The organism is Sphingomonas sp. PvP056, assembly GCF_040549155.1.
Taxonomy (GTDB): Bacteria; Pseudomonadota; Alphaproteobacteria; order Sphingomonadales; family Sphingomonadaceae; genus Sphingomonas.
This window is the reverse complement of the sequence record NZ_JBEPST010000008.1, coordinates 178,481-204,790: the sequence shown is the minus strand read 5'-3', so window position 1 is coordinate 204,790 and position 26,310 is coordinate 178,481. Positions and strand designations below refer to the sequence as shown.

The 26,310-nt window shown below is 64.8% G+C and carries 24 protein-coding genes; 15 read left to right on the top strand and 9 right to left on the bottom strand.

All coding sequences use genetic code 11. The annotated features are described in order from the left end of the window. Positions 1-210: 210 nt before the first annotated feature. Positions 211-1,209 carry an adenosine kinase gene (locus ABIC17_RS18140; protein ID WP_354284238.1) on the bottom strand — a complete coding sequence of 333 codons (999 nt, stop codon included), beginning with the start codon at positions 1,207-1,209 and terminating at the stop codon, positions 211-213. A gap of 133 nt (positions 1,210-1,342) precedes the next feature. Between ABIC17_RS18140 and ABIC17_RS18135 the strand changes: the two genes are divergently transcribed. Both ABIC17_RS18135 and ABIC17_RS18130 read left to right on the top strand, forming a co-directional pair. Then, positions 1,343-2,023 (top strand): EI24 domain-containing protein, encoded by a 681-nt coding sequence (locus ABIC17_RS18135; protein ID WP_354284236.1) that lies wholly within the window; start codon positions 1,343-1,345, stop codon positions 2,021-2,023. A gap of 13 nt (positions 2,024-2,036) precedes the next feature. Further along, the gene (locus ABIC17_RS18130; RefSeq protein WP_354284234.1) at positions 2,037-2,402 is read left to right on the top strand and encodes a hypothetical protein; all 366 of its coding nucleotides are present in this window, start codon (positions 2,037-2,039) and stop codon (positions 2,400-2,402) included. Between the two features lie 121 nt (positions 2,403-2,523). On the opposite strand, the gene queG is transcribed toward ABIC17_RS18130, so the two are convergent. Then, a complete protein-coding gene (gene queG / locus ABIC17_RS18125) occupies positions 2,524-3,729 on the bottom strand; it encodes a tRNA epoxyqueuosine(34) reductase QueG (protein WP_354284232.1) in 1,206 nt (401 codons plus the stop codon). A 36-nt stretch (positions 3,730-3,765) separates the two neighbouring features. Between queG and ABIC17_RS18120 the strand changes: the two genes are divergently transcribed. From ABIC17_RS18120 to msrB, 4 genes are all read left to right on the top strand, one after another. Further along, positions 3,766-4,704 (top strand): ABC transporter ATP-binding protein, encoded by a 939-nt coding sequence (locus tag ABIC17_RS18120; protein ID WP_354284230.1) that lies wholly within the window; start codon positions 3,766-3,768, stop codon positions 4,702-4,704. Further along, positions 4,701-5,960, top strand: a complete 1,260-nt coding sequence (locus ABIC17_RS18115) for an ABC transporter permease (protein ID WP_354284228.1) — start codon at positions 4,701-4,703, stop codon at positions 5,958-5,960. Before ABIC17_RS18120 ends, ABIC17_RS18115 begins: the two co-directional genes overlap by 4 nt. Before the next feature lie 32 nt (positions 5,961-5,992). Beyond that, positions 5,993-7,240, top strand: coding sequence for a cytochrome P450 (locus ABIC17_RS18110; RefSeq protein WP_354284226.1), 1,248 nt, complete (start codon positions 5,993-5,995; stop codon positions 7,238-7,240). A gap of 90 nt (positions 7,241-7,330) precedes the next feature. After that, entirely contained in the window at positions 7,331-7,822 is a 492-nt protein-coding gene (msrB, locus tag ABIC17_RS18105; RefSeq protein WP_354284225.1) for a peptide-methionine (R)-S-oxide reductase MsrB, read from the top strand. A gap of 36 nt (positions 7,823-7,858) precedes the next feature. On the opposite strand, the gene ABIC17_RS18100 is transcribed toward msrB, so the two are convergent. Then, on the bottom strand, positions 7,859-9,175 hold the full coding sequence (locus ABIC17_RS18100) for an MFS transporter (protein ID WP_354284223.1): 1,317 nt from the start codon (positions 9,173-9,175) through the stop codon (positions 7,859-7,861). Positions 9,176-9,460: 285 nt separating this feature from the next. Between ABIC17_RS18100 and ABIC17_RS18095 the strand changes: the two genes are divergently transcribed. The 3 genes from ABIC17_RS18095 (at position 9,461) to ABIC17_RS18085 (ending at position 13,821) form a co-directional block, all read left to right on the top strand. Continuing rightward, positions 9,461-11,599 carry an alpha-glucuronidase family glycosyl hydrolase gene (locus ABIC17_RS18095; protein WP_354284221.1) on the top strand — a complete coding sequence of 713 codons (2,139 nt, stop codon included), beginning with the start codon at positions 9,461-9,463 and terminating at the stop codon, positions 11,597-11,599. A 52-nt stretch (positions 11,600-11,651) separates the two neighbouring features. Continuing rightward, entirely contained in the window at positions 11,652-12,734 is a 1,083-nt protein-coding gene (locus tag ABIC17_RS18090) for a LacI family DNA-binding transcriptional regulator (RefSeq protein WP_354284219.1), read from the top strand. Between the two features lie 124 nt (positions 12,735-12,858). Then, positions 12,859-13,821, top strand: a complete 963-nt coding sequence (locus ABIC17_RS18085) for a glycosyltransferase family 8 protein (RefSeq protein WP_354284217.1) — start codon at positions 12,859-12,861, stop codon at positions 13,819-13,821. 91 nt (positions 13,822-13,912) lie between these two features. Here the strand turns inward: ABIC17_RS18085 and ABIC17_RS18080 are convergent, their stop codons facing one another. Genes ABIC17_RS18080 through ABIC17_RS18065 form a run of 4 tightly spaced genes read right to left on the bottom strand, consistent with a single transcriptional unit; the run spans position 13,913 to position 18,131 of the window. Further along, positions 13,913-15,346, bottom strand: a complete 1,434-nt coding sequence (locus ABIC17_RS18080) for a sugar porter family MFS transporter (RefSeq protein ID WP_354284215.1) — start codon at positions 15,344-15,346, stop codon at positions 13,913-13,915. 22 nt (positions 15,347-15,368) lie between these two features. Then, positions 15,369-16,226, bottom strand: a complete 858-nt coding sequence (locus tag ABIC17_RS18075) for an SMP-30/gluconolactonase/LRE family protein (protein WP_354284213.1) — start codon at positions 16,224-16,226, stop codon at positions 15,369-15,371. Positions 16,227-16,239: 13 nt separating this feature from the next. Next, positions 16,240-16,992, bottom strand: coding sequence for a D-xylose 1-dehydrogenase (xylB, locus tag ABIC17_RS18070; RefSeq protein ID WP_354284211.1), 753 nt, complete (start codon positions 16,990-16,992; stop codon positions 16,240-16,242). Positions 16,993-16,997: 5 nt separating this feature from the next. Further along, positions 16,998-18,131, bottom strand: a complete 1,134-nt coding sequence (locus tag ABIC17_RS18065) for a fumarylacetoacetate hydrolase family protein (protein ID WP_354284209.1) — start codon at positions 18,129-18,131, stop codon at positions 16,998-17,000. Between the two features lie 108 nt (positions 18,132-18,239). On the opposite strand from ABIC17_RS18065, the gene ABIC17_RS18060 reads away from it, so the two are divergent. Beyond that, positions 18,240-19,475 carry an SGNH/GDSL hydrolase family protein gene (locus tag ABIC17_RS18060; RefSeq protein WP_354284208.1) on the top strand — a complete coding sequence of 412 codons (1,236 nt, stop codon included), beginning with the start codon at positions 18,240-18,242 and terminating at the stop codon, positions 19,473-19,475. Between the two features lie 337 nt (positions 19,476-19,812). Here ABIC17_RS18060 and ABIC17_RS18055 read toward each other — a convergent pair whose 3' ends face one another. Further along, entirely contained in the window at positions 19,813-20,544 is a 732-nt protein-coding gene (locus tag ABIC17_RS18055) for a helix-turn-helix domain-containing protein (RefSeq protein WP_354284206.1), read from the bottom strand. A 140-nt stretch (positions 20,545-20,684) separates the two neighbouring features. Here ABIC17_RS18055 and ABIC17_RS18050 point away from each other — a divergent pair, with 140 nt between their 5' ends. The 5 genes from ABIC17_RS18050 to ABIC17_RS18030 all read left to right on the top strand — a co-directional run bounded on the left by ABIC17_RS18050 (position 20,685) and on the right by ABIC17_RS18030 (position 25,639). After that, complete coding sequence (locus tag ABIC17_RS18050) at positions 20,685-21,524, top strand: hypothetical protein (RefSeq protein ID WP_354284204.1); 840 nt, start codon at positions 20,685-20,687, stop codon at positions 21,522-21,524. 49 nt (positions 21,525-21,573) lie between these two features. Next, positions 21,574-22,047 carry a hypothetical protein gene (locus ABIC17_RS18045; RefSeq protein WP_354284202.1) on the top strand — a complete coding sequence of 158 codons (474 nt, stop codon included), beginning with the start codon at positions 21,574-21,576 and terminating at the stop codon, positions 22,045-22,047. Positions 22,048-22,361: 314 nt separating this feature from the next. Further along, entirely contained in the window at positions 22,362-22,814 is a 453-nt protein-coding gene (locus ABIC17_RS18040; protein WP_354284200.1) for a DUF2231 domain-containing protein, read from the top strand. Further along, positions 22,811-24,142 carry a PQQ-dependent sugar dehydrogenase gene (locus ABIC17_RS18035; RefSeq protein WP_502958495.1) on the top strand — a complete coding sequence of 444 codons (1,332 nt, stop codon included), beginning with the start codon at positions 22,811-22,813 and terminating at the stop codon, positions 24,140-24,142. The genes ABIC17_RS18040 and ABIC17_RS18035 overlap by 4 nt, the downstream gene beginning before the upstream one ends. Positions 24,143-24,367: 225 nt before the next feature. Further along, positions 24,368-25,639 (top strand): dipeptidase, encoded by a 1,272-nt coding sequence (locus ABIC17_RS18030; protein WP_354284198.1) that lies wholly within the window; start codon positions 24,368-24,370, stop codon positions 25,637-25,639. Between the two features lie 91 nt (positions 25,640-25,730). On the opposite strand, the gene ABIC17_RS18025 is transcribed toward ABIC17_RS18030, so the two are convergent. Further along, complete coding sequence (locus ABIC17_RS18025; protein WP_354284195.1) at positions 25,731-26,282, bottom strand: CHAP domain-containing protein; 552 nt, start codon at positions 26,280-26,282, stop codon at positions 25,731-25,733. Positions 26,283-26,310: the final 28 nt, after the last annotated feature.

Here is a 26,310-nt window from a genome sequence, read left to right as displayed (position 1 = left end):
CGCCGGGGGGGGGTGCCGGCGGCGGGGGTTTTGGGGGGGGTTTGGGTTTTTTTTAAGGGCGGGGGCGCGCCCCCGGTTTTTTTTTTTTTTCCCCCCCCCCCCCCTGGGGGGGGGGGGTGGGGGGGGGGCCGTGCCTCGCAGAGAGCGATGTTCTGCTGGACTGCCCCACCCCCGACCCCTCCCCTGAAGGGGAGGGGCTTAAGTTGAGTGTTACCCCAGCTTCGACGCCACCAGCGCCTTGAGGTCCACCTGCGCGCGAGCGCCATAGTGCGAGATAATCTCCGCCGCGCACACCGCGCCCATCTTGAGCGACGCCGCGACGTCCTTGCCCTGCGCCTGCCCGCGCAGAAAACCCGCCGCGAACAGGTCGCCCGCACCCGTCGTGTCGACGACGCGCTCGATCGGCTCGGCGGGGACGTGGACGGTCTCACCGCCGGTCACCGCGATCGCGCCGTGTTCGCTGCGCGTGACCACCAGCATCGGCACTTGCGCCGCCGCCGCGGCGACCGCCGCGTCGAAATCCTGGTTGTCCATCAGCGCGGTGATCTCGGCCTTGTTGGCGAACATGATGTCGATGAGACCGTCCGCCATCAGCCGGCGGAAATCGCCGCCATGACGCGAAATGCAGAACACGTCGCTGAGCGTGAACGCGACCTTGCGCCCCGCTGCACGCGCGACGTCGATCGCGGCGCGCATCGCCTGGCGCGGTTCCTCGGGATCCCACAGATAGCCCTCGAGATACAGGATCGCGGCGTTGGCAATCAGCTCGCGGTCTAGCGCGGCCTCGGGGAGGAATTGCGAGGCACCGAGGAAGGTGTTCATCGTCCGCTGGCCGTCGGGCGTCACGAAGATCAGGCAGCGTGCGGTGGTCGGGTCGCCCTCGCGTGCGGCGGTGGTGAAGTCGATCCCGACCGCGCGAATGTCATGCGCGAAGATGTCGCCGAGCTCGTCATTCGCGACCTGACCGATGAAGCCGCACTTGCCGCCCATCGCCGCGATCCCGGCGACGGTGTTCGCGGCCGAGCCGCCGCTCGCCTCGATCCCCGGGCCCATCTTGGCGTAGAGCGCGTCGGCTTCTTCCGGCGAGAACATCAGCTGCATCGAGCCTTTGGTCATCGCGGCTTCGGCGAGGAAGGCATCGTCGGACTGCGACAGCACGTCGACGATGGCATTGCCGATTGCGACGACGTCATAGGTGGGCTCGGTCACAGGGTAATCTCCGGTTCAAATAGCGTTGTCGGGCCGTACCGGGGGGGTGCGACGCGCGCAACCTCGGCGGATGCGCGCACGCGGGCACAAGAGAAGGATTCCTGCGCCGCGCGAATTGTTCTAGGACCGCCCGATGGTGCGTGCCTTTCTTCTTTCGCTGGCCCAGCTCGGCGACCGCCGCATTCTTGCGGTCTTCCTCAAATCGATGCTGGTGACGGTGGCGCTGATCGGCGCACTCGGCGCTGGCCTGTGGTACGGTGCGACGCGGCTGGCGGATCGCTGGGGGTGGGACTCTCTCTCGGGCGGGTTGCTCGGCGCGGTCGCATTGCTCGCGGCGTTCGGTGCGAGCTGGCTGCTGTTCCGCGCGATCGCGATCGGGGTGATGGGGGTGTTCGCGGACGATGTGGTCGTCGCGGTCGAGGCACGGCACTACCCGCAGGCGCTCGCCACCGCGCGAAGCGTGACGATGGCGCGCGGGATCGGGCTTGGGTTGCGCTCGGCGGGGCGCGCGATCCTCATCAATCTCGCGCTGGCACCGGTCTATGTCGCGTTGCTGGTAACGGGCGTGGGGACGTGGCTGCTGTTCTTCCTCGTCAACGGCTGGCTGTTGGGGCTCGACCTCGGCACGATGGTCGCGGTGCGGCACGTACCGTCTGCGATGATGCGAGACTGGCGCAAGACCGGCGCGGTCGACCGGTTCGCGATGGGGGTTGCGGGGACCGCGCTGTTCATGGTTCCGGTGCTCAACCTCTTCGCGCCGATCCTGGGCGCGGCGATGGCGACGCATCTGTTCCATGAAAGACGCCCCCTATGAAAAAGCTGGCCCTATGAAGAAGCTGGCCGGATCCGCGCTGCTGTTCTCGCTGCTCGGCGGGTGTGCATCGACCGCGACGATCGTGCCGGTCTCGCGCGCGCCGGTCATCCCGATCCCGCAAGGCACCGGGCTTGGGCAAGTGGTCGGTGCGACCGCGGCGAGCCTGACCCGGATGTTCGGCACGCCTGTCGCCGACATTCGCGAGGGCAGCGCGCGCAAACTGCAGTTCAGCAATGCGACGTGTGTGCTCGACACGTATCTTTATCCGAAGGGCAATGCCGAGCCGGTCGTGACGTATCTCGATACGCGGCAGAATGACGGCTCGCCGATCGACCGCGCGAGTTGCGTGGGGGCGTTGCAGATCGGGCGGCGGAAGTAGCACTTCTAAAAGCCCCTCCCCTTTAGGGGAGGGGTTGGGGTGGGGATGTGCCTCGCAGAGAGCGATGTTTTGCTGGACTGCCCCACCCCAAACCCCTCCCCTGAAGGGGAGGGGCTTCAGATTAAATGAGTTTCGTCAGCGCCCAGTCTGCGGCTTCTGCCACGACAGGGTCCGGATCTTCGCGCAACGCCCGCACCCGGTCGACCAACCCCGCATCCCCACTATTCCCCGCAGCAATCAGGCAATTGCGCATCATCTTGTTACGCCCGATCCGCTTGATCGGCGAGCCCGCAAAGACCTGGCGGAAACTCGCATCATCCAGCGCAAGCAAATCCGCCAACCGCGGCGCAACCATTTCCGCGCGCGGCAGGAAGGCGCGGTTGGCGGCGGCGTTTTCCGCGAACTTGTTCCACGGGCAGACCGACAGGCAATCGTCGCAGCCATAGATGCGGTTGCCGATGCTCTCGCGAAATTCGTGCGGGATCGGCCCGGCGTGTTCGATCGTGAGATAGGAAATGCAGCGCCGCGCATCGAGCCGGTAGGGCGTGGGGAAGGCATCTGTCGGGCATGCGCGCTGGCAGGCATCGCAGGAACCGCAACGGTCGATGACGGGGACTTCTCTTTCCTCTTCTATCTGCTGCTTCCCCGGCGAAGGCCGGGGCCCAGTCGCGCTGTCGATGGAAATCGGGCGCTGTCCCTCGCCATGATCGTTCCTCGACTGGGCCCCGGCCTTCGCCGGGGAGGGAAGAGATGGGGAAGGAGAAAGCGCAACATCCCCGAACACCCCCGCCTCCAGCGTCGTGTAGATCGCCCCCAGGAACAGCCAGGAGCCATGCTCGCGGCTCACCAGATTGGTATGCTTCCCCTGCCACCCCAGCCCCGCCGCCGCCGCCAGCGGCTTTTCCATCACCGGCGCGGTATCGACGAACACCTTGAGGTCAGTCCCCGGCACTTCCGCGACCAGCCACCGCGCGAGCGCCTTGAGCGCGCGCTTGACCACGTCGTGATAATCGCCGCCCTGCGCATAGATCGAGATCCGTCCGATCTCGCCGTGGTCCGCGAGCGCGAGCGGATCGACCGCGGGGGCGTAGCTCATTCCGAGCGCGATCACGCTGCGGACCTCGGGCCACAGCGCGGCGGGGCTCTCGCGCTGGTGCGCGCGCTCCTCCATCCAGATCATCCCGCCGTGCATCCCGCCGGCGAGCCACGCGTGCAACCGTTCCGCCGTGCGCGGCGCGGCATCCGCCCGCGCGACGCCACAGGCAACGAACCCCAATTCGCTCGCCTTGGCCGAAAGCCGTTGCAACAGTGTCTTGTCTTCCTGCACCCGGCCCCGCTACCACGTCCAAGGCTATCGAGGGAATTGGCGTTGCGGCAGGAACTCGCGGTCGACGCACATGGGCTGGTCAAGCTGTTCGGCGGGCGACGCGTCGTCGACGGCGTCGACATTTCGGTGCCCAAGGGTGCGATCTACGGCGTGCTCGGCCCCAATGGTGCTGGCAAGACGACGACGCTGCGGATGCTGCTGGGGATAATCGAACCCGATGCGGGTGCACGGACACTGCTCGGGCATGACCGGCCACGCGAAGTCAGCGACCGAGTCGGCTATCTGCCCGAGGAACGCGGGCTGTATCCCGCGATGCGCGCCAAGGATGCGATCGCGTTCCTGGGCGCATTGCGCGGCCTCGACCTCAAGACCGGGCGCAAGCGCGCAGTCGTGCTGCTCGAAGCCGCGGGACTCGGCCACGCGGTCGACACCAGGATCCGTAAACTGTCGAAGGGCATGGCGCAGCTCGTCCAGTTGCTCGGATCGGTGGTGCACCAACCCGATCTGCTCGTGCTCGACGAGCCCTTTTCGGGGCTCGACCCGGTCAACCAGGAACGGCTCGAGGCAATGATCTTCGCCGAACGCGACCGCGGCGCGACGGTGCTGTTCTCGACGCATGTGATGGCGCACGCAGAACGGCTGTGCGACCGGCTCGCGATCATCGCGGGTGGCAAGCGCCGGTTCGAGGGGACGGTCGGCGAGGCGCGTGCGCTGCTGCCGATGCGCGCGCTCTACACGCCTACGCGCGACGAGCCCGGCGTGGCGGCGCATCTGCCGCCCGATGCCGAGCATGTCGGCGACGGCTGGCGCTTCACCGTCCCCGACGACGGCGTCGAGCGGGTGCTGAGTGCGCTGATCGCGGCCGGGTACGGCATTTCGGGCCTGTCGATCGAGCGGCCCTCGTTGCACGACGCGTTCGTCAAGGTCGTCGGCCGTGCCGCGCTGGAGGATGCCGCTAAGGAGGACAGGCAATGAGCCGTTTCCGTATCCTGCTCCGCCAGATCTGGACGATCGCGCGGCGCGATTTCGTCGCGACGGTGTTCACGCCGACCTTCCTGATCTTCCTGCTCGCGCCGGTCGTGATGGGGTCGTTCGGTGCGATCGGCGGACTCGGAGCGAACGCCGCGTCGAAGGGCGCGGACGCGAAGACGCGGATCGTCGCGATCGTCGAGCCCGCCCGGAGTACGGACATCGCTGCGCTCGACCTGCGGTTGCGGCGGCTCTACCGCCAGTCGGACGAAGCGCCGCCGTTGCTCCAGACGCTCACGCCCGCCGCCGATCCCGCCGCGCAGGGACGCGCACAGTTCGATGACAAGCGCGTCGACGTCGTCGCGGTGCTCTATGGCCCGCTCGCGGCCCCGCACGTACTCACCACGCCGATGAGCGTACGCTCGGGCGACTATCTGGCGCTCCTGGCAGAGGAAGCGCTGCGCGCCGACCGCAGCGGGATCGCGCCACTGAGCACCGCGACACGGACGGTCGTGTCACGCACCGCGCCCTCGCTGCGGGGCGCGAATGCATCGGGGTTCTTCGCCGTGTTCGGGCTGTTCTTCCTGACGCTGCTGCTGGCGGGACAGGTCGTCAGCGGAGTCGCCGAGGAACGCGGCAACAAAGTGATCGAGGTGCTCGCCGCCGCGGTGCCGCTCGAATCGGTGTTCTTCGGCAAGTTGCTCGGGACGTTCGGGGTGGCGGTGCTGTTCCTCGTCTTCTGGGGGACACTGATCAGCCAGGCGACGGTGCTGATGCCGCCGAGCTTCGCCGCGGGGCTTGCGGGGCTGACGCCTGCGCTGGGCCTGCCGGTGTTCACGCTGCTGTTCTTTGCCTATTTCACCACGGCGTACATGCTGCTCGGCGCAGTGTTCCTCGGGGTCGGCGCGCAGGCAGCCAGCGTGCGCGAGATCCAGCTGCTGTCGCTGCCAATCACGCTGATCCAGGTCGCGATGTTCGGCCTGGGTGCGGTCGCTCTGTCCCGCCCCGACAGCTGGATCAGCACCTTCGCCGCGATCTTCCCGCTGAGTTCGCCCTATTACATGGCAGGACGCGCGGCGCAGTCGGGCAGCCTTGGCATTCATCTGCTCGCGCTGGCGTGGCAGGCGCTGTGGGTCGCGATCTTCATCGCGGTCGGCGTGCGCGCGTTCCGGCGTGGGGTGCTGCAATCGGGCAGCGGCACGTTCCGCTGGAAGCGGCGGCGGGCCTCGTCCGACAAGCTTGTTGACACGGATGTAAGTTAAGCGTTTTCTCTCCCAAAAATCGGGAGAGAGCCATGGCCACCGCAGCGATCAAGTCGGAATCCGTCAGCACCGCGTCGGTCGATCCATTCGACGTCAGCCGTCCCGAACTCTACCGCGACGACCTGTGGCAGGCCCCCTTCCGGGAGCTGCGCGCCACCAGTCCGGTCCATTATGTCGCACACTCCGACTTTGGGCCTTATTGGTCGATCTCCAGCTATAAGCCGATCGTCGCGGTCGAATCGCTGCCCGATCTCTATTCGAGCCAGGCGGGCGGGATCACGATCGCCGATTTCGTCGAGGATCGCGGCGATGTGAAAATGCCGATGTTCATCGCGATGGACCGGCCCAAGCACACGGGGCAACGCCGCACCGTCGCACCTGCCTTCACGCCATCCGAGATGGTGCGGATGACCGAGAATATCCGCATGCGGACCTCGGAGATCCTCGACGGGCTCGACTGGAACACCCCGTTCGACTGGGTCGACCGAGTGTCGGTCGAACTGACGACGCAGATGCTCGCGATCCTGTTCGACTTTCCGTGGGAGGACCGGCGCAAGCTGACCTTTTGGTCGGACTGGGCGGGCGACATCGAGATGGTCAAGACCGCCGAGCTCCGCGCGCAACGGTTGCAGCACATGTATGACTGCGGCGGCTATTTCCAGAATCTGTGGAACCAGAAGGTCGGCAAGGAACCCACCCCCGACCTGATCTCGATGATGATCCATTCCGACGCGATGGCGGAAATGGACCAGATGGAATTCCTCGGGAACCTCATCTTGCTGATCGTCGGGGGCAACGACACCACGCGCAACACGATGAGCGCGGTTGCCTACGGGCTCGACCTGTTTCCCGATTCTCGCGCGAAGCTGGAGGCGGACCCGGGGTTGATTCACAATGCGGTGCAGGAAATCGTTCGCTGGCAGACCCCGCTTGCGCACATGCGACGCACCGCGACCGTGGACAGCGAACTGGAAGGTCAATGGGTCGCGGCGGGGGACAAATTGATCCTCTGGTATATCTCCGCCAACCGCGACGAGAGCGTGTTCGAGGATGCCGATACGATCCTGGTCGATCGGCCGAATGCGCGGCGGCATCTTGCGTTCGGGCATGGCATCCACCGCTGCGTCGGCGCTCGGCTGGCGGAATTGCAGGTGTCGGTGCTGCTCGAGGAGATGGCCAAGCGGCGAATGCGGGTCAACGTGATCGGTGCGCCCGAGCGCGTCGCGGCGTGCTTCGTCCACGGCTATCGCAAGCTGCCGGTCGAGATCAGTCGCTATTGAACGTCAACGGGCGTGCGTCCGCTTGGCGAAGTGTCGCGTAGTTCCCACATGGGGTTGGCAAGACCCTTTGCCGTTTAGGATATTCTTCCGATGCACGACCGCCGCCATTTCCTGACGCTCGCCGGATCAGGCGTTGCCGCCTTTGCGCTGTTCGGCTGCAAGAGCGCGACCGCCGGGCCGCCCGAGACGTTCGAGGTCAACCTCAGCGACGCCGCATGGAAGAAGAAGCTGTCGCCCGCCGCCTACCGCGTGCTGCGGCATGAGGGCACCGAGACGCCTTACACCAGCCCGCTCAACGGCGAGCATCGCGCTGGCACCTTCGCCTGTGCAGGCTGCGCGCTGCCGGCGTTTTCCTCGAAGACCAAGTTCGAGAGCGGCACCGGCTGGCCGAGCTTCTGGGCGCCCCTGCCCAATGCGGTACGCAACCGAGTCGACGGATCGCTGGGTATGGAGCGCACAGAAGTCCATTGCCGCCGCTGCGGCGGGCATCTCGGGCATGTCTTCGACGACGGTCCCAAGCCGACCGGCAAGCGCTATTGCATGAACGGCGTTGCGATGACCTTTACGCCCGGCAAGGCATAACCCCGCCGGGGCCGCACACGGCGGCCCCGCGGCCCATCACACTGCGATCGTAACCGCCTTGTACCTCGGGTTAAGCAAGTGCGTCACCAGCAGTGCTAGCAGATACGCCATCCCGCACGCGATGAAGAACGGCTGGTAGCTCCCGACCGTATCGAGCAGCAGCCCGAGCGACTTGGATGCGATGAACCCGCCCGCGGCCCCCGCGAACCCGCCGAGCCCGACCAGCGTGCCCTGCGCATAGCGTGGGAACAGATCCCCCGGCAGCGCGAACAGGTTGGTCGAGAAACCTTGGTGGGCCGCGCACGCCAGACCGATGAAGGCGACCGCGATCCAGATGTTGCTCGCCTGCACTGCGAACATCACCGGCAGCGCGAACAAGGCGCAGGCGAACATCGCCCGTTTGCGCGCGCGCCCGGTGGTGACCCCGCGCTTGAGCAGATGCGACGAATACCACCCGCCCGAAATCGCACCGAGATCCGCGAGGATGTAGATCGCAACAAGCGGCGGCCCGAAGCTCTTGAGGTCATAGCCATATTGCTTGCTGAAAAAGTCGGGGAGCCAGAACAGGAAGGTCCACCACACCGGATCGATCAGGAACCGCCCTGCCATATAGGCCCAGGTTTCGCGGTGGCGCAGCACGCTGCGGAAGGTCGCGCGGCCGACATCCTCCGCTGGTTCGGCTTCGATCCAGGCACGTTCCTCCTGCGTCAGCTTCGGATGATCGGACGGTTTGCGATACAGCCAGAACCACAAGCCGAGCCAGACCAGATTGAACGATCCCGTAACGATGAACGCCCAGCGCCAGTTGAGCGCAAACGACACGACGAGCAGCGACACCAGCAACGGCGTCACCACCGCGCCGACATTGGCGCCCGCATTGAAGATGCCGATCGCGAGCGCGCGTTCCTTCTTGGGGAACCACTGCGAAGCCGCGGCGAGCGCGGACGGATAGGTCCCCGCCTCCCCCAGTGCGAGCGGGATGCGCGCGATGACGAAGCCCGTCGTGCTCGTCACCAGCACCTGCGCCAGATGCCCGACCGTCCAGGTCGCCATCGCCAGCAGATACCCCGCGCGCGCACCGATCCGGTCGATCAACCAGCCGAAGAACAGGAAGCCGAACCCGTAGCAGACCTGGAAATAGCCGGTGATGTCGCCGTATCCGGTGTTCGACCAGCCGTAGAGGCTCGACAGTTCGGGCTTGAGCACGCCGAGCACGAGGCGGTCGATGTACGACAGCACCACCGCGGCGAACAGCAGCCCGCAGATGATCCAGCGAACGCGCCCGCGCGGTCGCGGCACCGCATGTTCCGCGGTTTCGGGGGCTTGCGCGCGTTGATCGCTGAACTTGCTCATCGCGGCCTGCCCAGAAGCAGATCGTCGTTCGCTCTCACCGCCAAAGGGTGTTGGGTCTGCGCATTTCGCGGCCAGACATCGGATGGGACCGCGCCATCAACGCGCGGGTTGTCTGCAAAGTGACGCATCCGTGTCCTCTCCCACCAACGTCGACGCGGCATTGCTCGGGATGCCGTCATCGTGTTAACGTTATCATGCGTTAGGGTCCGCTTGTCTGTCAACGACTGCGCGCCGACCGACGACCGGACCAATCCGGCGGCGGAATAGTGGAGGATGGGGATCGTCATGTCGAACGCGTTGAAACGGGGCCTGTTCGCCTGCCTGCTGGCCGGTGTCGCGACCCCTGCGCTGGCCGAGGACGGTTATGACCTGTGGCTTCGCTATCATCCGTTGACGACATCGGGCATTGCCGATGCAACGACCGTCGCCGTGCTGGGCGATACGCCTACGCTCACGGTGGCGGGGCAGGAAATGCAGCGCGGCCTCGCGGGTCTGTCGGCGCATCCGATACAGACCAGCGTCGCGATGCGGCCGGGCGGAGTCGTACTGGCACGGGCTGACACGCCGGCGCTGCGGTCGCTGACGCTTGCAACCCAAACTCTGGGTGAGGAAGGGTATCTTGTGCGTTCGGTTACGCTGGAGGGGCAGCGGGTCACGCTCGTTACCGCCAATACCGACCGGGGGGTCCTGTACGGCGCGTTCGCGCTGCTGCGCTGGGTCCAGACCGGGCATTCGCTTTCCAGCGCAAACCTCACATCGATGCCGCACGTTGCTTTGCGCGTGCTCGACCATTGGGACAATCTCGATGGTACGGTCGAGCGCGGCTATTCGGGACAGTCGCTGTGGGACTGGTGGACGCTCCCCGATTATCGCGACCCACGCTACACCGATTATGCGCGCGCCAACGCCTCGATCGGGATCAACGGCAGCGTGCTCAACAACGTCAACGCCAAGGCCGACAGCCTGACCGCGCCGTACATCGCCAAGGCCGCGGCACTGGCAGACATTTTCCGGCCGTATGGGATCAAGGTCTATCTCTCGGCGCGCTTCTCCGCGCCGATCGAACTGGGTGGGCTCAAGACCGCCGACCCGCTCGATCCCAAGGTCGCGGCATGGTGGCGCGCCAAGGCGGATGAAATCTATCGCGCGATCCCGGACTTCGGCGGGTTCCTGGTCAAGGCAAACTCGGAAGGCCAGCCCGGCCCGCAGGATTACCACCGCACCCATGCCGACGGTGCGAACATGCTTGCGGCCGCGGTCGCGCCGCACAAGGGCATCGTGATGTGGCGTGCATTCGTCTACGCGCAGGAGAATGCAGAAGACCGCGCCAAGCAGGCGTATGACGACTTCCATCCGCTCGACGGCACGTTTGCCTCGAACGTCATCGTCCAGGTCAAGAACGGCGCGATCGATTTCCAGCCGCGCGAGCCGTTCCATCCGCTGTTCGGCACAATGCCCAAGACGCCGCTGATGATGGAATTCCAGATTACCAAGGAATATCTCGGCCAGGCGACCCACCTCGCCTATCTCGGCCCGATGTTCGAGGAGACGCTGCGCGCCGATACGCTGGCGCACGGCACCGGATCGACCGTCGCGCGCGTCGTCGACGGGACGCTCGATCACCACGCGCTGACCGGCATGGCGGGGGTCGCCAACATCGGGCGTGACCGCGACTGGTCGGGATCGACCTTCAACCAAGCCAATTGGTACGCGTTCGGACGGTTCGCGTGGAACCCCGACGACACGTCCGATGCCATCGCGCGCGACTGGGCCGCGATGACGTTCGACCCTACGACCGCGACCGTGACGCCGGTCGTACGGATGATGGCGGGTTCGCGCGAGGCGGTGGTCGACTATATGACGCCGCTCGGGCTCGGCCACGTCATGGCGACGGGGCATCACTATGGCCCGGGACCGTGGATTTCGGATCTCAAGCGTCCCGAATGGAATCCCTATTACTACCACCGCGCGACCAAGGACGCGATCGGCGTGGAGCGCGGGCCAAAGGGCAATGCCGCCACCGCGCAATATGCGCCCGCGCTCGCGCGGCTGCTGGCGGACCCCGCAACCACCCCCGAACGCGACCTGTTGTGGTTCCACCGCGTGCCGTGGACGTACAAGCTGCGGTCCGGCGGAACCCTGTGGCAGGGGATGGTCGGGCATTACGATCGCGGCGTCGGCTACACCGCGGGCTTGCAATCCGCCTGGACGGCACTGCGCCCGCGGATCGATGCGGAACGGTTCGCCAAGACCGACACCTTCCTGGCGATCCAGCACCGCGAGGCGCAGTGGTGGCGTGACGCAAGCCTCAGCTATTGGATGTCGGTCAACGGTCTGGCGCTTCCACCGGGCGCAAAATCACCCGCGCACGATCTCGACTGGTACAAGGCGCAACATTTCCCCTACGCACCCGGCAACCCCTGACTTGCCGACACCGTGACGTTGGCGTCATAGTCTCTGCAACGAAAGGACCCGAATGACGGATACCCGACCCTCTCGGCGCCAGCACAACGTTCCGACGATCACCGATGTCGCGCACAAGGCCGGGGTATCACCGATGACCGTGTCGCGCGTCATCAACGCCAAGCACACCGTGCGCGAGCAAACGCGCGTGCGGGTCGAAGCCGCGATCGCCGAACTCAATTACGCGCCCAACGCCGCCGCCCGCACGCTGGCGGGGGGCGAGGAAATGCGGATCGGTCTGCTCCATTCCAACCCGAGCTTCGCCTATCTCAGCGCTTTCCTGGTCGGCAGTCTCGATCAGGCGAGCCGCAGCAACGTCCAGCTTGTCGTCGAGAAGTGCGATGACCCCGGCCAGGAAGCAGCGGCGGTTGCGCATCTGCTCAACGGCCGGGTCGACGGGATCGTCTTGCCGCCGCCGCTGAGCGACTCTCCCGATGTGCTTGCTGCGCTCAAGACGGCCGGCGTTCCGATCGTCGCGGTCGCCACCGGGCGCGCGCCAGAATGGGCGTTCTCGGTCAGCATCGACGATCGTCAGGCGGCATATGACATGACGCGGCATCTGGGTGCGCTCGGCCATGTGCGGATCGGCTTCATTACCGGCAACCCCAACCAAACGGCGAGCGCCGAACGGCTGGACGGCTATCGCGCAGCGCTGGCCGACATGCGGCTGCCGGACGACCCCGCGCTGGTGACGGAGGGGCTGTTCACCTATCGCTCGGGGCTCGACGCGGCGGACCGGTTGCTTGACCTCGACGATGCACCCTCCGCGATCTTCGCGTCGAATGACGACATGGCCGCCGCAACGGTCGCGATTGCGCATCGGCGTGGACTGGACGTGCCGAGCGACCTGACTGTCTGCGGGTTCGACGATACCGCGCTGGCGACGACGATCTGGCCCGAACTGACGACGATCCGTCAGCCGGTCGTGGAAATGTCCCGGATGGCGGTCGAGTTGCTCGTCCATGCGATCCGGTTGAGCAAGGCCGGGCGGCTGGGGGATATCGGCGAGCCGCACGTTCTGGCCGATTACACGCTGATCCGGCGCCAGTCGGATGCCGCGCCCCGGCGCCGCCCCGCAGTGCAACGGCGGGACTGAAGAAGAAATACCGCTTGATATTCCAAGACTTGCGTAATTTACGCAAAGACCGAAAATATTATCATCACTGACCGTCGAGGTTTGCTGTAATACACCCTGCAATATTGGCATACAGGGGACCTTGATGAGCGTCGCCATTGCAATGATCACCGACCAGAAGGGATATGCGCTGGCGCGCTATGCATTGGCTTCGGTTCTATTATCTCAGACACACGACTATACCCCATTCCTTTTCGTTGACCGGTGGGACGGGCCGACCGATGAGGACGGTCTTCTACGGCTGGGAAGATCGATCGGCCGGCCCGTCGAGGTCGTGAAGTTCGATAAGAACATCTTCGGTCAATTGGGTTACAAGACGAGACCCCATGTCTCCCTGGCGGCCTATCTCAAGTTCGACGCGCTGCAATATCTGAGCAAGCGATTTGACCGAGCGCTTTACGCCGATACCGACATGCTCTTTTACCAACCGCTCGATATCTCCGGGATCGATTTCCACGGCAATCCGATCGGGGCGGTTTATGATCTGGGTGAGTGCCTGCTCCACGACGTGCAGGGTGTCGAAGCGCAATGTTCCAGTAGCGGATATGCGCGAGATTATTTCAATTCCGGCCTGATGTTGCTCGATTGCGCGCATGTCGAGTTCGAAGCATTGGGGCCGATCTACGAGGCGCATTGTGAGACCCATCAGTTCCAGTGTCCCTATGACGATAACTGCGCCCTGAGCGACCAATGTGCGTTCAACATGACCTTCGAGAACCGTTGGACGCCTTTACCGCTGACATGGAACGTACAGTCGATCACGCTGCAGACCGATCTGTGGGACCAGGCCGCGATCCGTCACTATACGGGCCCGATCAAGTTCCTCCCGCTGCGCGCCCGCCGGGCTGACAAGAAGGAACGCCGCTTGATCGCTACGCTCGCGACCGCGTTGGGCGACGCCAGGCCGACCATCTGGCCGGGTATGGGTGCCGTTTATTGGGCAAACGCGCTGCGCCGTGCACGCGCGCGGGCCAAGATGGCGCGAGCGGCGCAGATCACCGAATACACCATCGTGGCCAGGCGGGAGGCAATCGCAAACGCCCGGTGATTGGGCGTTTCACCGAGCGCCCGCTCCAATAAAAAGGGGCCGCATTCCCGATGGAATGCGGCCCCTTTTGCCGTCAACGATGGAAGGGAGCCTACCCCTCCATGTCTTCCAATTCGCGTCCGCGCGTCTCGTTGATCATCGCCTTGACGAAGAAGAACGACAGCGCCGCGAAGATCGCATAGCCGGTGTAGGTGACCGCCAAGCCGGGTGACACAGCAAGTGCCGGGAAGCTGACCGAGATCGCGGCATTGGCGATCCACTGCGCAAAGCCTGCGACCGCAAGCCCCGACCCGCGGATCTGGTTGGGGAACATCTCGCCCAGCATGACCCACATGATCGGGCCCCAGCTGAAGTTGAAGAACACGACGTACAGGTTGGCGGCAACGAGCGCGATCACGCCGTTGTTGCCCGGCAGCGACACCGCGCCATCCGCGCCGGTGACCGCGGTTGAGAACGCATAGGCGACCGTCGCCAGTGTCACCGTCATGCCCGCAGAACCGATCAGCAGCAGCGGCTTACGGCCGATGCGGTCGACGAAGGCGATCGTGAAGATGCACGCGCCGATCGAAAGGGCGCCGGACAGGATGTTGATCTGCAGGGCGTAGTTCTCGGAAAAGCCGACGGCCTCCCACAGCGTCGCGCCATAATAGAAGACGACGTTGATGCCGACGAGCTGCTGGAAGATCGCAAGACCGATACCCGCCCACAGGATCGGACGGATCTTGCCGGTGCGCTTGTCGAGCAAGTCGGACAAACGCGGCTTGTGGTGATCGGCCGCGAAGCTGGAGCGGATTTCGGTGACCTTGCGATCCGCCTCTTCCTGGCCGAACAGGCGGGCGAGCACGGCGCGCGCGCGCTCGTCATGCCCCTTGGCCATCAGGTAGCGCGGGCTTTCCGGGATGATCAGCAGCGCGAAGAAATAGATCGCGGCGGGGATTGCCTGGAGCCAGAACATCCAGCGCCACGCCGGCTCGCCCAGCCACAGGATCGCGGTCGATCCGCCAGCGTAATGCGCGAGCACGTAATTGGCGACGAACGCACCGGTCAGGCCGGTGATGATCATCACCTGCTGGACACTCGACAACCGCCCACGGATCGCCGCGGGAGTGACTTCGGAAATGTAGACCGGCGAAATTACGCTCGCCGCGCCGACGCCAAGGCCGCCGATGATGCGCGCGATGATGAAGACGATCGACGATCCCGCAGCGCCCGCGGCAAGCGCGCTGACGAGGAACAGCACCGCCGCCAGCATCATGACGCTGCGTCGCCCAATCCGGTCGGCAAGCCGCCCGGCGGTGAACGCGCCGATCGACGAGCCCACGAGGATCGCGCCGACGTTGATCCCGATCCCGAGCTTGCCGAGATCGAATGCCGCCTCGAGCCCCTTCTGCGTCCCGTTGATCACGCCCGAATCATAGCCGAACATGAAACCGCCGATCGTCGCCACCGCGACGATGGCGGCAATGAAGCCGAAATTGACCTTGCTCATATCCGGGCCCAGCCCGGGCAACGATGCCGTCGCCATCAGTTTTTCCCTCTTCCCAATTTTATAGTTTTGCCGGCGTCACGGGCAGGCCCGCTACGCCGGGGTCGAATGCGAACAGATTACCCGCCTCTGGCTGCTCCGCGAGCGCCGCGGGGTCGAGCCCCTTGCTGGCGGTCGTCGCGTAGGCGGTGCGCAGATCGGGCCCGCCAAAGGCGATCTTGGTGATATTGGATACGGGGAAGCGCACTTCGCTGATCGCGATGCCCGCGGGATCATAGCGGCGCACGCGCCAGCCGCCCCACAGCCCGGTCCACAGGCAATTCTCGGAATCGATCACGCAGCCGTCGGGGTGACCCGCACCGTCCTCGATCTCGATGTGCACCACCGGCGTGCCGAGCGTGCCATCGTCGTTGATCGGCACGCGCCAGATGCGCTTGCCCAACGTATCGGTGTGATACAGCGTGGTCGCGTCCGCGCTGACCGCGGGACCGTTGGTGATCGCGACGGGCGGGAGGCCGCTGTCCTGCGTCGTGCCGTCCGCAAGGCGATGGAGCCGCCCGGTCTCGCCCGCTTCATTGTCGTCCATCGTGCCGAACCAGATCCGCCCGCGCGAATCGGTCGTCGCGTCGTTGAGGCGGTTGTCGGGGTGATGCGGTTCGGGATCGTGGAATAGCGTGAACGTGCCGGTCGCGGGATCGAAACGATGCAGCCCGGTCTTGACCCCGGCGATCATGTCGCCGCTTTCGGTCGGGAGCACCCAGCCGATCTGGTCGGGCGCGGTCCAGTGCTGCGCCTGGCCGGTTGCCGGGTCGAAACGGTACAGCCGGTGCGCCTTGATATCGACGAACCAGAGCGCACCGCCGATCCAGACGGGCCCTTCGCCCAGCGTTGCTCCGACTGCGAAAACCGACTGAACCATCGTCACCCTCTCCTCAGCGCCAGCCGGCATCGACGAAATAGTCGTGCCCCGTACACATGCGGGCATCGTCGGACGCGAGGAACAAGGCAAGCGCTGCGACGTCCGCGGGCTGGATCCGCCCATCAAGGCATTGCGCCGAGACGATCTCCGCTTCGCCTTCGGGGGTGTACCATTTTTCCTGCCGCGGCGTCTGGACGTTGCCGGGGACGATCGTCGTGACGCGGATATTGTCGCGCCCCAGATCGCGCGCGAGGCTGCGCGTCATGCCTTCGATTGCGGCCTTGGCCGTTTGATACAGGACAAGGTCGGGCAGGCCGAGATGCCAGCTGATCGACCCGAAATTGACGATCGCGCCGCCGCCCGCCTGCCGCATGTACGGCACCACCGCTTGTGCTGCGAAGAAAAGATGGCGCAGATTCACCGCCATCCGGTCATCCCAATAGTCGGGCGTGACTTCGGCGATGCTGTGGCGATCGTCGTTGGCGGCGTTGTTGATCAGGATGTCGATCCCGCCAAGCTGCTCGGCGACGGTGGCGATCGTGGCCTGGAGCGCGGCAATGTCGCGAAGGTCGCACGCGTGGAAGCGGGCGGGGGCGAACCGCTCGGCGACCGTGGCACCCGCTTCGTGGTTGACGTCGACGAAGGCGATGTGCGCGCCTTGCTCGGCAAATGCCTCGACCAGCCCTGCGCCGATCCCGGTGGCGCCCCCCGTGATCAGCACGCGCTTCCCCGCAAGACTATGATATTGCGCGCGTATTTTCGGCATTGCCGTCACTTCTTGGTCTCCAGCAGGCCGCGTTGGGCCAGGTTGGTCATCAGCGCGCCGATCCCGGTCTGCCACGGCGCGGCGTCGCGCGAGGTGACGACGCGGTTGACCAGACGCCCGAGCTTGGCGCTCTCGATCGAGACGATGTCGTTGATCTTGTGGGTGAATCCACGGCCGGGATCGTCGCGATCCTGGACCGGCGCGAACAATGTGCCGAGGAACAACGCAAAACCGTCGGGATATTGATGCTCGCTCAGCGTCTGGCGCACCAGATCGAGCGGGTCGCGGCTGATCTCCGCCATGTTGCTTGCGCCTTCAAGGACATAGCCGTCCTCGCCCGCGATCCGCAGCGCGACTTGCGCGGTGCGGACGTCGTCGATCGTGAAGCTGTCGTCGAACAGGCGGACCAGCGGCCCGAGCGAGCAGGACGCGTTATTATCCTTCGCTTTGCCCAATAATAGAGCCGATCTGCCCTCGAAATCACGCAGATTGACGTCGTTTCCAAGCATTGCGCCGACGGTTTTACCCCGATTGTCGACGAGTAAAGCAATCTCCGGCTCGGGATTGTTCCAGGTCGAATCCGAGCGGATCCCGATATCGGCGTCCGCCCCGACCGTCGCCAGCACGGGGGCCTTGGTGAACACCTCGGCATCGGGGCCGATCGCGACTTCGAGATATTGCGACCACAGGCCGTCGTCGATCAGCGCCTGCTTGAGCGCCGCCGCCTCGGGCGTGCCGGGAACGACGCCACGGATCGAACCGCCGACGCGCGCCTCGAGGCGCTCCCGAATGGCACTTGCCGCGCCGGGATCACCGCGGCCGCGTTCCTCGATCACGCGTTCGAGTGCGGAGACCGCGAAGGTCACGCCGCACGCCTTGACGCATTGCAGATCGACCGGGCTGAGGAGATCGACGGACTGAAGCGAGAAATCGGCGATCGGCGCGCCACCGGCACCGCTGAAATCGCCGCCGTCGATCAACGCCGCGACGGTCGGTGCGACCTGCGCCATGTCGAACGCCTGGCCCTTGACCACCAGGATCGGCGAGGGTCCCGCCTCGGTCAGGATCCTGCCGACGAAGGTTCCGTTCGCCCAATCCACTGGCAGTGCTGACGCTGTGTCGCCCCGTTCGCCCTTCATACCCGCTCCACTCGACATATTATTTTGATAGCGTTAACAACACCAGCGTCGACGCGCTGTCAAGGGCGGGACAGCCACAAGATAGTGGCGTGGAGAAGGAAACGGGACATGAAGAAGATCCGTCTGATTGGTCTGGCCTGTGCCACGCTCGCGCTGCTCGGCGCGAGCCCGCCGCCCGCGGAACGCTGGGTCGGTAGCTGGGCGACGTCGCAGCAGATTCCCGAACCACGCAATGCCCTCCCCGATGCCGCGCTGACCGATGCGACCCTACGCCAAATGGTTCGCCTGTCCACTGGTGGAAATCGGTTTCGTATATTGATGAGCAACGCGTTCGGCACCGAGCCGCTGCGGATCGACGCCGCGCACGTTGCGCGCGCTGCGAGCGGCGCTGCGGGTGGTGCCGGGGTGATGCCCGGCACCGATCGGGCGCTGACCTTCGACGGGGAAACGGGCGTGACGATCCCGGCGGGCGCGAGCTATTGGTCGGACCCGGTCGCGCTCCCGGTCCCGGCGCTGTCGTCGATCGCGATCTCGCTCCATTTGCCCACAGCACCCAAGGGGCAGACCAGCCACCCCGGATCGCGCGCCACCAGCTATGTCGTGCCGGGCAACCATGTCGGTGATGCGGCGCTGCAGGGCGCGCAGAATGTAGAGCATTGGTTCCAGATCGCAGGCGTCGCGGTTGCGGCGTCTTCCGCGGCACGCGCGGTCGTGACGTTGGGCGATTCGATCACCGACGGGCATGGCGCGACCACCGACGGCAATGATCGCTGGCCCGACCTGCTCGCCAACCGGCTGCAGGCGAACCCGGCGACCGCGACGGTCGGCGTGCTCAACCACGGGATCGGCGGCAACCGCGTGCTGGCGGACGGGCTCGGCCCCAACATGCTCGCGCGGTTCGACCGCGACGTGCTCGCGCAGCCGGGGGTGCGCTATCTGATCGTGCTCGAGGGGATCAACGATCTCGGCACGCTGACCCGCGAAGCGCCGGTGTCGGCGGCGGCGCATGCGGCGCTTGTCGCGCGGATGATCGGCGCGTATCGCCAGGTCATCGCGCGCGCGCATGCCGCGGGGATCAAGGTGTATGGCGCGACGATCCTGCCGGATGGTGGCTCCGGCTATTATCACCCCGACGCGCAGAACGAGGCCGACCGGGCGGCGGTCAATGCGTGGATCCGGGCGGCGGGGCATTTCGACGCGGTGATCGATTTCGACGCGCTGATGCGCGATCCTGCTGCGCCGACGCGGTTGCGGAAGGATTATGATTCTGGGGACGGGCTGCATCCTTCGCCGGTGGGGTATCGGGCGATGGCTGGGGCGATTCCGTTGGGGCTGTTTCGGTAGGGGGTGGGTGATAAGGACAGAAGACGCTGGTTTGTGACCGAGCCGGTTTTTGCGATTCAATCGGCTGAAACCTCCGGCCAGCTTTGGTTCCGGTGTACAGGCAAGCAACCAACCTACGTCATGCGCCAGCTTTTGATCAAACGGCCGCTTCGCTCGAAAACAGCCGTTCGACATCGTCAATGTCTTGGCAGTACGCGTCTCTACCCGGCAAGCAGCCGGTGTACGATATCAAGCACTACCACACCAGCCGTTGCTGAAATGCCACGAGCAAGACTGCGTGCCAACTCGCCCGCGAACACTTCTCCCAACTTCACGTTTGATCGCTTTATCCTTGGCCTCAGATGTCCCATGCGATGGACTCCCGCGCGATCGTGCGTTCTGCGAAAAGCACGTCTATTTTGGCCGCCGCAGGGTTACGCTCTTTTGATCTAAGCGCCAGCACACCGATCTCGGCCTCCGGCAGAAGGGGTAGATCGGTGTCGGCAAGGTAGGTGCCGACGAGACATACCGCCCGATGGCGACGCTCCATGTTGCGGGCATGTTTGAACACGTCGGCGTAAAGGCTCCGCATGCGAAATCCTGGTTCAGGAGGTGGTGAAAAGGTGCCATCCGCCGTGCCGCGGATGAAGCCCGTGAGGTCAAGCCATTCCCTAAGCTGCGCGAAGTCGTCAGCCGCATCGCTCCCGAGGTCGCTGTCAAACACTACGAACTGCGTCGCGGAGAGCGAACGGAGCTGGCGCTCGTGGCGGAGCTGCTCCACCTTCACGGGCACATGGGTGTTGAGCCATCCGAAGCTGCGTTCGAACCAGGCCTGCTGCTCGACCTCGGTCAACTGCATCCGTGGACGCGTGAAGATGTCTTTATCTAAGCCGAGCGCTACCGCGATCCGCTCAAGTGCTACGGGTCGAACAGAATCGCCACGCTCGACCCGTTCTACGGTAGACAGCGAGACCCCCGCCATGGACGCGAGTAGTTCGCGCTTCCATCGGAGCTGTCCACGCTGCAGCTTCACGTAGACACCTAGACCCTTCGGATCCTCTTCCGCCATATTTCTTGCTTGATTGTTCATATCGACATCCTGCCCCCGACATCGCACAAAAGGCAGGTGTGAAAACCCTTCAGAACTGATTGGGACGATGTTGCCAGCTAAAGCAAATCATGACGACGCACCGTAATTCTGTTCCCTACGGCGCACGAAAGGCGGGAGCCATGCGCGATATGTCGCAATCGGCTCGGCTCGACTTTGTCGCCGAGGGCTTGACGATCATTTTGTCGAGCGCGCGTAGTTTTTGGAATGCCGCGGAGAAGCTACCTGACAATCCTCGGGAAGCTTCTGTTTTGGAAGGCTTCGCAACGGAAGAATCTGCGAAAGCGCTGATCCTACTCGACTTGGTGCGATGTCCGCCTTCCAAGATCGATGAGCGTATCGGGCGCATCATCAAAAACTTCTACAGCCATCTCGCCCGGCTAATTTACGCCAACGCTCAAAGCTGGAGGCCGGTTAACGTCGCGCAACTACAGGAATATGTCGATAGCAAGCGGCAGAGCCATAATCTCGAAGGCGGCATGAGCGAGTATATTCTACCAAACTGGGCAACCTACAGCCGCGAAAGCATGCTCTACGCCGATATCGAGCAACACGAGGATAGCGAACCGCAATGGCGCGATCCGACACGCTTCTCACGCGCGGGCATACACACACGACCCTTCGCTCTAACACTAGTCGAGGCGCTGGATGCGGTCGGCGTCTTCTCACGGGCAGGATTAGAAGCGACCAGTAAAATATGGGGCAACGTCGATTTTCTCGCCAATGAGCACTCTGGCCATGTGCAGGATCTGACGGGACAGTTAGCCAAGCGACTCGACGCTGAAGGATTAGTAAGCGAAACGGCGAATAACGATCACGTACGCTGGTTTTACGACCGTTGGCAAATGCCAATGTACAACCTTGATTTTAAGCTGATTCCAGTCTCGCTGGACCAGCTCAAATCCGATCGTGAAGCCGCCTATTGGTCCGAGATAGGTTACGATCATCATGCCGATTATTAGATTTGGCAACGAGTACGCTGATACGGACTTTGATCTACTTTGCAGGCACTTGAACTTGCTGGACTCGGAGGTTTCTCGAATTAATGCGGCAATCACGTCGTCTAGCGATCCCGATTCCGACGGACTCTTTGACGCTGGGGAATATTTTATAGGACATGGCTTTATTGCCATCCAGCGCTATCTCACGTCTGCACGAACAGGACTTCGAGTCAGTTTGCCGGACGCATTCAACGTGCCACCGATGCTCCACGGCGGCTTATCGCTTGTCGCGGCGATTAATGCGGCTGCAAACTATTGGAAGCACGTGGAAGAGTGGTTTGAGATCCTGAACAAGTCCGACGACTCCGACTTGAATAGGAACGCTTTGAAGACGCTTCAGCAGATCGAAAGCGTCACACCATGGGAAGACTACACATGCGCCAATCTGTTGGCTGCGCTACTGGACGGGCAAGAGTTGGAACTATCGCGCCTCCTCCCACCCATAGCGGAATGGCGGCACAACCTATTCGCCCGGCTTAAATGAAGGGTGAGTTGCCTTTAAAGACCGCCAAGGTGGCGGATTATGGGTCGATCGTAGTTGATGACTAAAGAACGATGGTGGCTTCCGATCACCTAAACGTTCGGTCTAGCAGAGAGCCCTTGTCGGAACGGACATCATGCACGGCATAATTGCCCCACAGGCAACCCATCAGTTTTAGCTTCTACCTGCGTGGGGAAGCAGCAGCTTCAGGAAACGTGGTGACCTCCCAACAGCCACTCAAACTCACAATATAGCAACACTCTGGAACACCCCCGCTTGCGGAACGTATCACCCGAGACTTCCGGGGATTGCAGACCATGCCGCCACACGACCTCCACGCGACCCAGACGGTGCCGCCCCCGCATCCGATCCACACGCTGCTCGCCGCGTTTCCGCTCGCCTTCTTCACTGCGGCGTTCCTGACCGACCTCACCTACGTCAACACCGCCGAGATGCAGTGGGCCAATTTCTCGGTGTGGCTCATCACCGGCGGGCTGATCATGGGCGGGTTTGCAGCGCTTGCCGGGATCGTCGATTTCGCGCGCAACCGCCGCAAGGTGCGGCGCGCGCCGCGGCCGTGGTTCCACAGCGTGCTCAACGTCGCGGTGCTCGGGCTCGCGCTGGTCAATGCCTTCGTCCACAGCCGCGATGCGTGGACGTCGGTGATGCCGACCGGGATCATCCTTTCCGGCATCGTCGCGGTGCTGGTGATCGTGTCGAGCTGGACCGGCACGACGGTCGCCCATCGCCTGTCCACTGGAGCCGCATGATGCGCACGATCCCGATGCTTCTCCTGGGTGCGACGACGCTCGCGCTGGCCGCGTGCGGTGGTGCGGGGGGTTCGACCGAACGGCAGCTCGGCGCCGATCCGCATCTGCCCGCGATCAACCAGTATCTCGTGCCCCCGATGCACGTCGCGCCGGTCGGCAGCTGGGCGGGGGCCGCGCCGACGGTCGCACCCGGCTTGCAGGTGACCGCGCTCGCGACCGGGTTGCAGCATCCGCGCCAGCCCTATGTCCTCCCCAATGGCGACGTGCTGGTGGTGGAATCGAGTGGGCCGGGGACCGAGCCGGTCAAGCGGCCCAAGGAAATCATCATGGGCTGGGTGATGGGCTATGCGGGTGCGGGGGCCAAGGGCGGCAACCGCGTGACGCTGCTGCGCGACGCCAATGGCGACGGCACGCCTGAGCTGCGCAGCGTGCTGCTCGACCATCTGCATTCGCCGTTCGGGATCACGTTGGTGGGCGGGGATCTGTACGTCGCCAATACCGATGCGATCGTGCGCTATCCCTATGTCACCGGACAGACGCGGATTACCGCGCCGGGGGTGAAGCTGACCGACCTGCCGGGCGGGCCGATCGACCATCACTGGACCAAGAGCCTCACCGCGAGCCCCGATGGCCGCAAGCTGTATGTCGGGGTCGGATCGAACAGCAACATCACCGAGAACGGGATTGAGGCGGAGAAGGGTCGCGCGGCGATCTGGGAAGTCGATCGGTCGAATGGCGCTTCGCGACTGTATGCGACCGGGTTGCGCAACCCCAACGGGCTGACCTTCAACCCGACCAGCGGGCAATTGTGGACGGTGGTCAACGAGCGCGACGAGATCGGGCCGGATCTGGTGCCCGACTATATGACGTCGGTTCGGGACGGGGCCTTCTATGGCTGGCCGTACAGTTACTGGGGGCAGCACGTCGACCCGCGCGTGATGCCGCAGCGGCCCGATCTGGTGAAGGCGGCGATCCGGCCCGATTATGGGCTGAGCTCGCATGTCGCGCCGTTGGGGATGGTGTTTGCGGGCGCGGGCTTGCCGGCTGCGTATCAGGGCGGCGCGTTCGTGGCCGAGCATGGGAGCTGGGATCGCGGCAATCTCAACGGGTATAAGGTGGTCTATATTCCGTTCGCCGGCGGCAAGCCCAATGGCAAGGCGCAGGACGTGGTGACCGGGTTCATCGGCCCGAACGGCAAGGCGCGCGGGCGGCCGGTCGGGCTCGCGGTGGATGCGCGCGGCGGTCTGCTGATCGCGGATGATCTGGGGAATACGGTGTGGCGGGTGAGCGCGAAGGCTGCGCCGGTGGCGACGGCCTCGCTGCGGTAGGGGTTGGGATGGTCTGATCCGTTGTACGACCAACGGGCCGACCCACCCCCAACCCCTCCCTTTCAGGGAGGGGAGCCAGGAGGGCCGCGCCCTTCTCCCCTCCCTGGAAGGGAGGGGTCGGGGGTGGGTCGGCATGGGGGATCTCCGCCGCATGCCTAAAGCACCATGCTTGCGACCAGCCGGGCGTCCGCTACCAAGGAGCTTTCCGGGGGAGGATCGCACCATATGTCGCGCCACATCTTGCTAGCCGCGCTGCTCTGCGCGGTCGCGACCCCCGCCGCAGCGGACGGCTACGACGACCGCGTCGCGCACGTGCTGCGCACCACCCCGCTGATCGACGGGCACAACGACTGGCCCGAGACACTGCGCGACCGCGAGGGCGAGAAGCGCTGGACGATCGATCTCGCCGCGGGGCTCGACCGCGTCACGCCGCGCTACGACACCGATATCGCGCGGTTGCGCAAGGGAAGGGTCGGCGGGCAATTCTGGTCGGTCTATGTCGATGCCGCCCTCCCCGGGCTCGAGCAGGTCAAGCAGACGCTCGAGCAGATCGACCTCGTCCACCAGATCGTCGCGCGCTACCCCAAGGACTTCGCGATCGCGCGGACCGCCGCGGACGTGCGGCGCGCACATGCCGCGGGCAGGATCGCGTCGCTGATCGGGGTCGAGGGCGGCGGGCAGATCGATGCGAGCCTGTCGGTGTTGCGCGCCTATCACGCGATGGGCGCGGGGTATCTGACGCTGACGCATGCGCGGACGATCGCCTGGGCGGACTCCGCGACCGACGATCCGCGCCACGGCGGGCTGACCCCGTTCGGCGAGGCGGTGGTGGGCGAACTCAACCGGTTGGGGATGTTGGTCGACCTGAGCCACGTCAGCGAGGACACGATGCGCGATGCGCTGCGCGTGACCCGGGCGCCGGTGATCTTCTCGCATTCGGGCGCGCGCAGCGTGAACGACCATCCGCGCAACGTGTCGGACGCCGTGCTGCGGCTGGTCGCGGCGAACGGCGGGGTGGTGATGGCCGACTTCGCGCCGGTCTATGTGTCGGACGCCTATCGCCGCTGGTCCGCGGACCGGTCGGCCGAGCAAGCGCGGATCAACGCGCCGCCGTTCGGCGGACTGTACATCGGGCAGCCCGATAAGGCGGCGGCGGCGATGCAGGCTTGGCTAGTGGCGCATCCGGCACCGCGCGTGACGCTGGCGCAGGTGGCGGACCATATCGTGCATGTCGCGAAGGTAGCGGGGGTCGATCACGTCGGGATCGGGTCGGACTTCGACGGGGTCGGGAGCGTGTTGCCCGAGGGGCTCGGCGATGTCTCAACCTACCCGGCGTTGCTGGCGGAATTGATGCGGCGCGGGTGGAGCGACCGCGATGTCGCGAAGCTTGCGGGCGGGAACGTGCTGCGCGTGATGGCGGCGGCGGAGCGGGTGTCGGCGGAGATGGCGGGGGCGTTGCCGGGGACCGCTACGATGCCAGAGCTACGAACCAAGTAGGATTTCCCTACCCGTTCGGGCTGAGCGAAGTCGAAGCCTTGCTCGTGGGGCAAGGGCCCTTCGACTGCGCTCAGGGCGAACGGTTACGACTTCAGAAGCTGACCGTCGTCGTGTCGCTCAGCGCAGCGAGCACCATCGGGGCGCGCGCGCCCTGCTCGACCGCATCGTCGCCGGTATCGTTGAGCGGTGCGTGGTCGGAATAGATGAAGCCCTTGGTCGGATAGGCCGAGGTGCCGAGGTCGCCCTGCGGACCGTACCAGACCTTGACCATGCTCCAGTCGCCGTTCGGCGAAACGTCGACCGCGCGGACATCGCGCTCGACACCACCGCGGCGCGACCAGTTGGCGTGGGTCAGCAGGACTTCGCGGTCGTTGACGACTTCGCTGACCATCGCGACATGGCCAAGGCGCATCCGGCTGGTCGCGGAGAAAGCGAGCACTGCGCCGACCTTGGGGGCGTGGCCGCGTGCGTAATGTCCGGCTGCCTGCGACCACCAGGTGTTGGCGTTGCCGCGGATCTCGATCCCCGAAATCTGCCGTGCATAGGGGGCGCACTGCCAGAACTGCGCCATCGCGGGGGTCGCCATCGTCAGGGCACACGCCACCACCAGCGCAAAACGCGCTGTCAAAGTCTTCAAAGTCATGGAGCCCCCAAAGGTCTCGGAAGAGGTT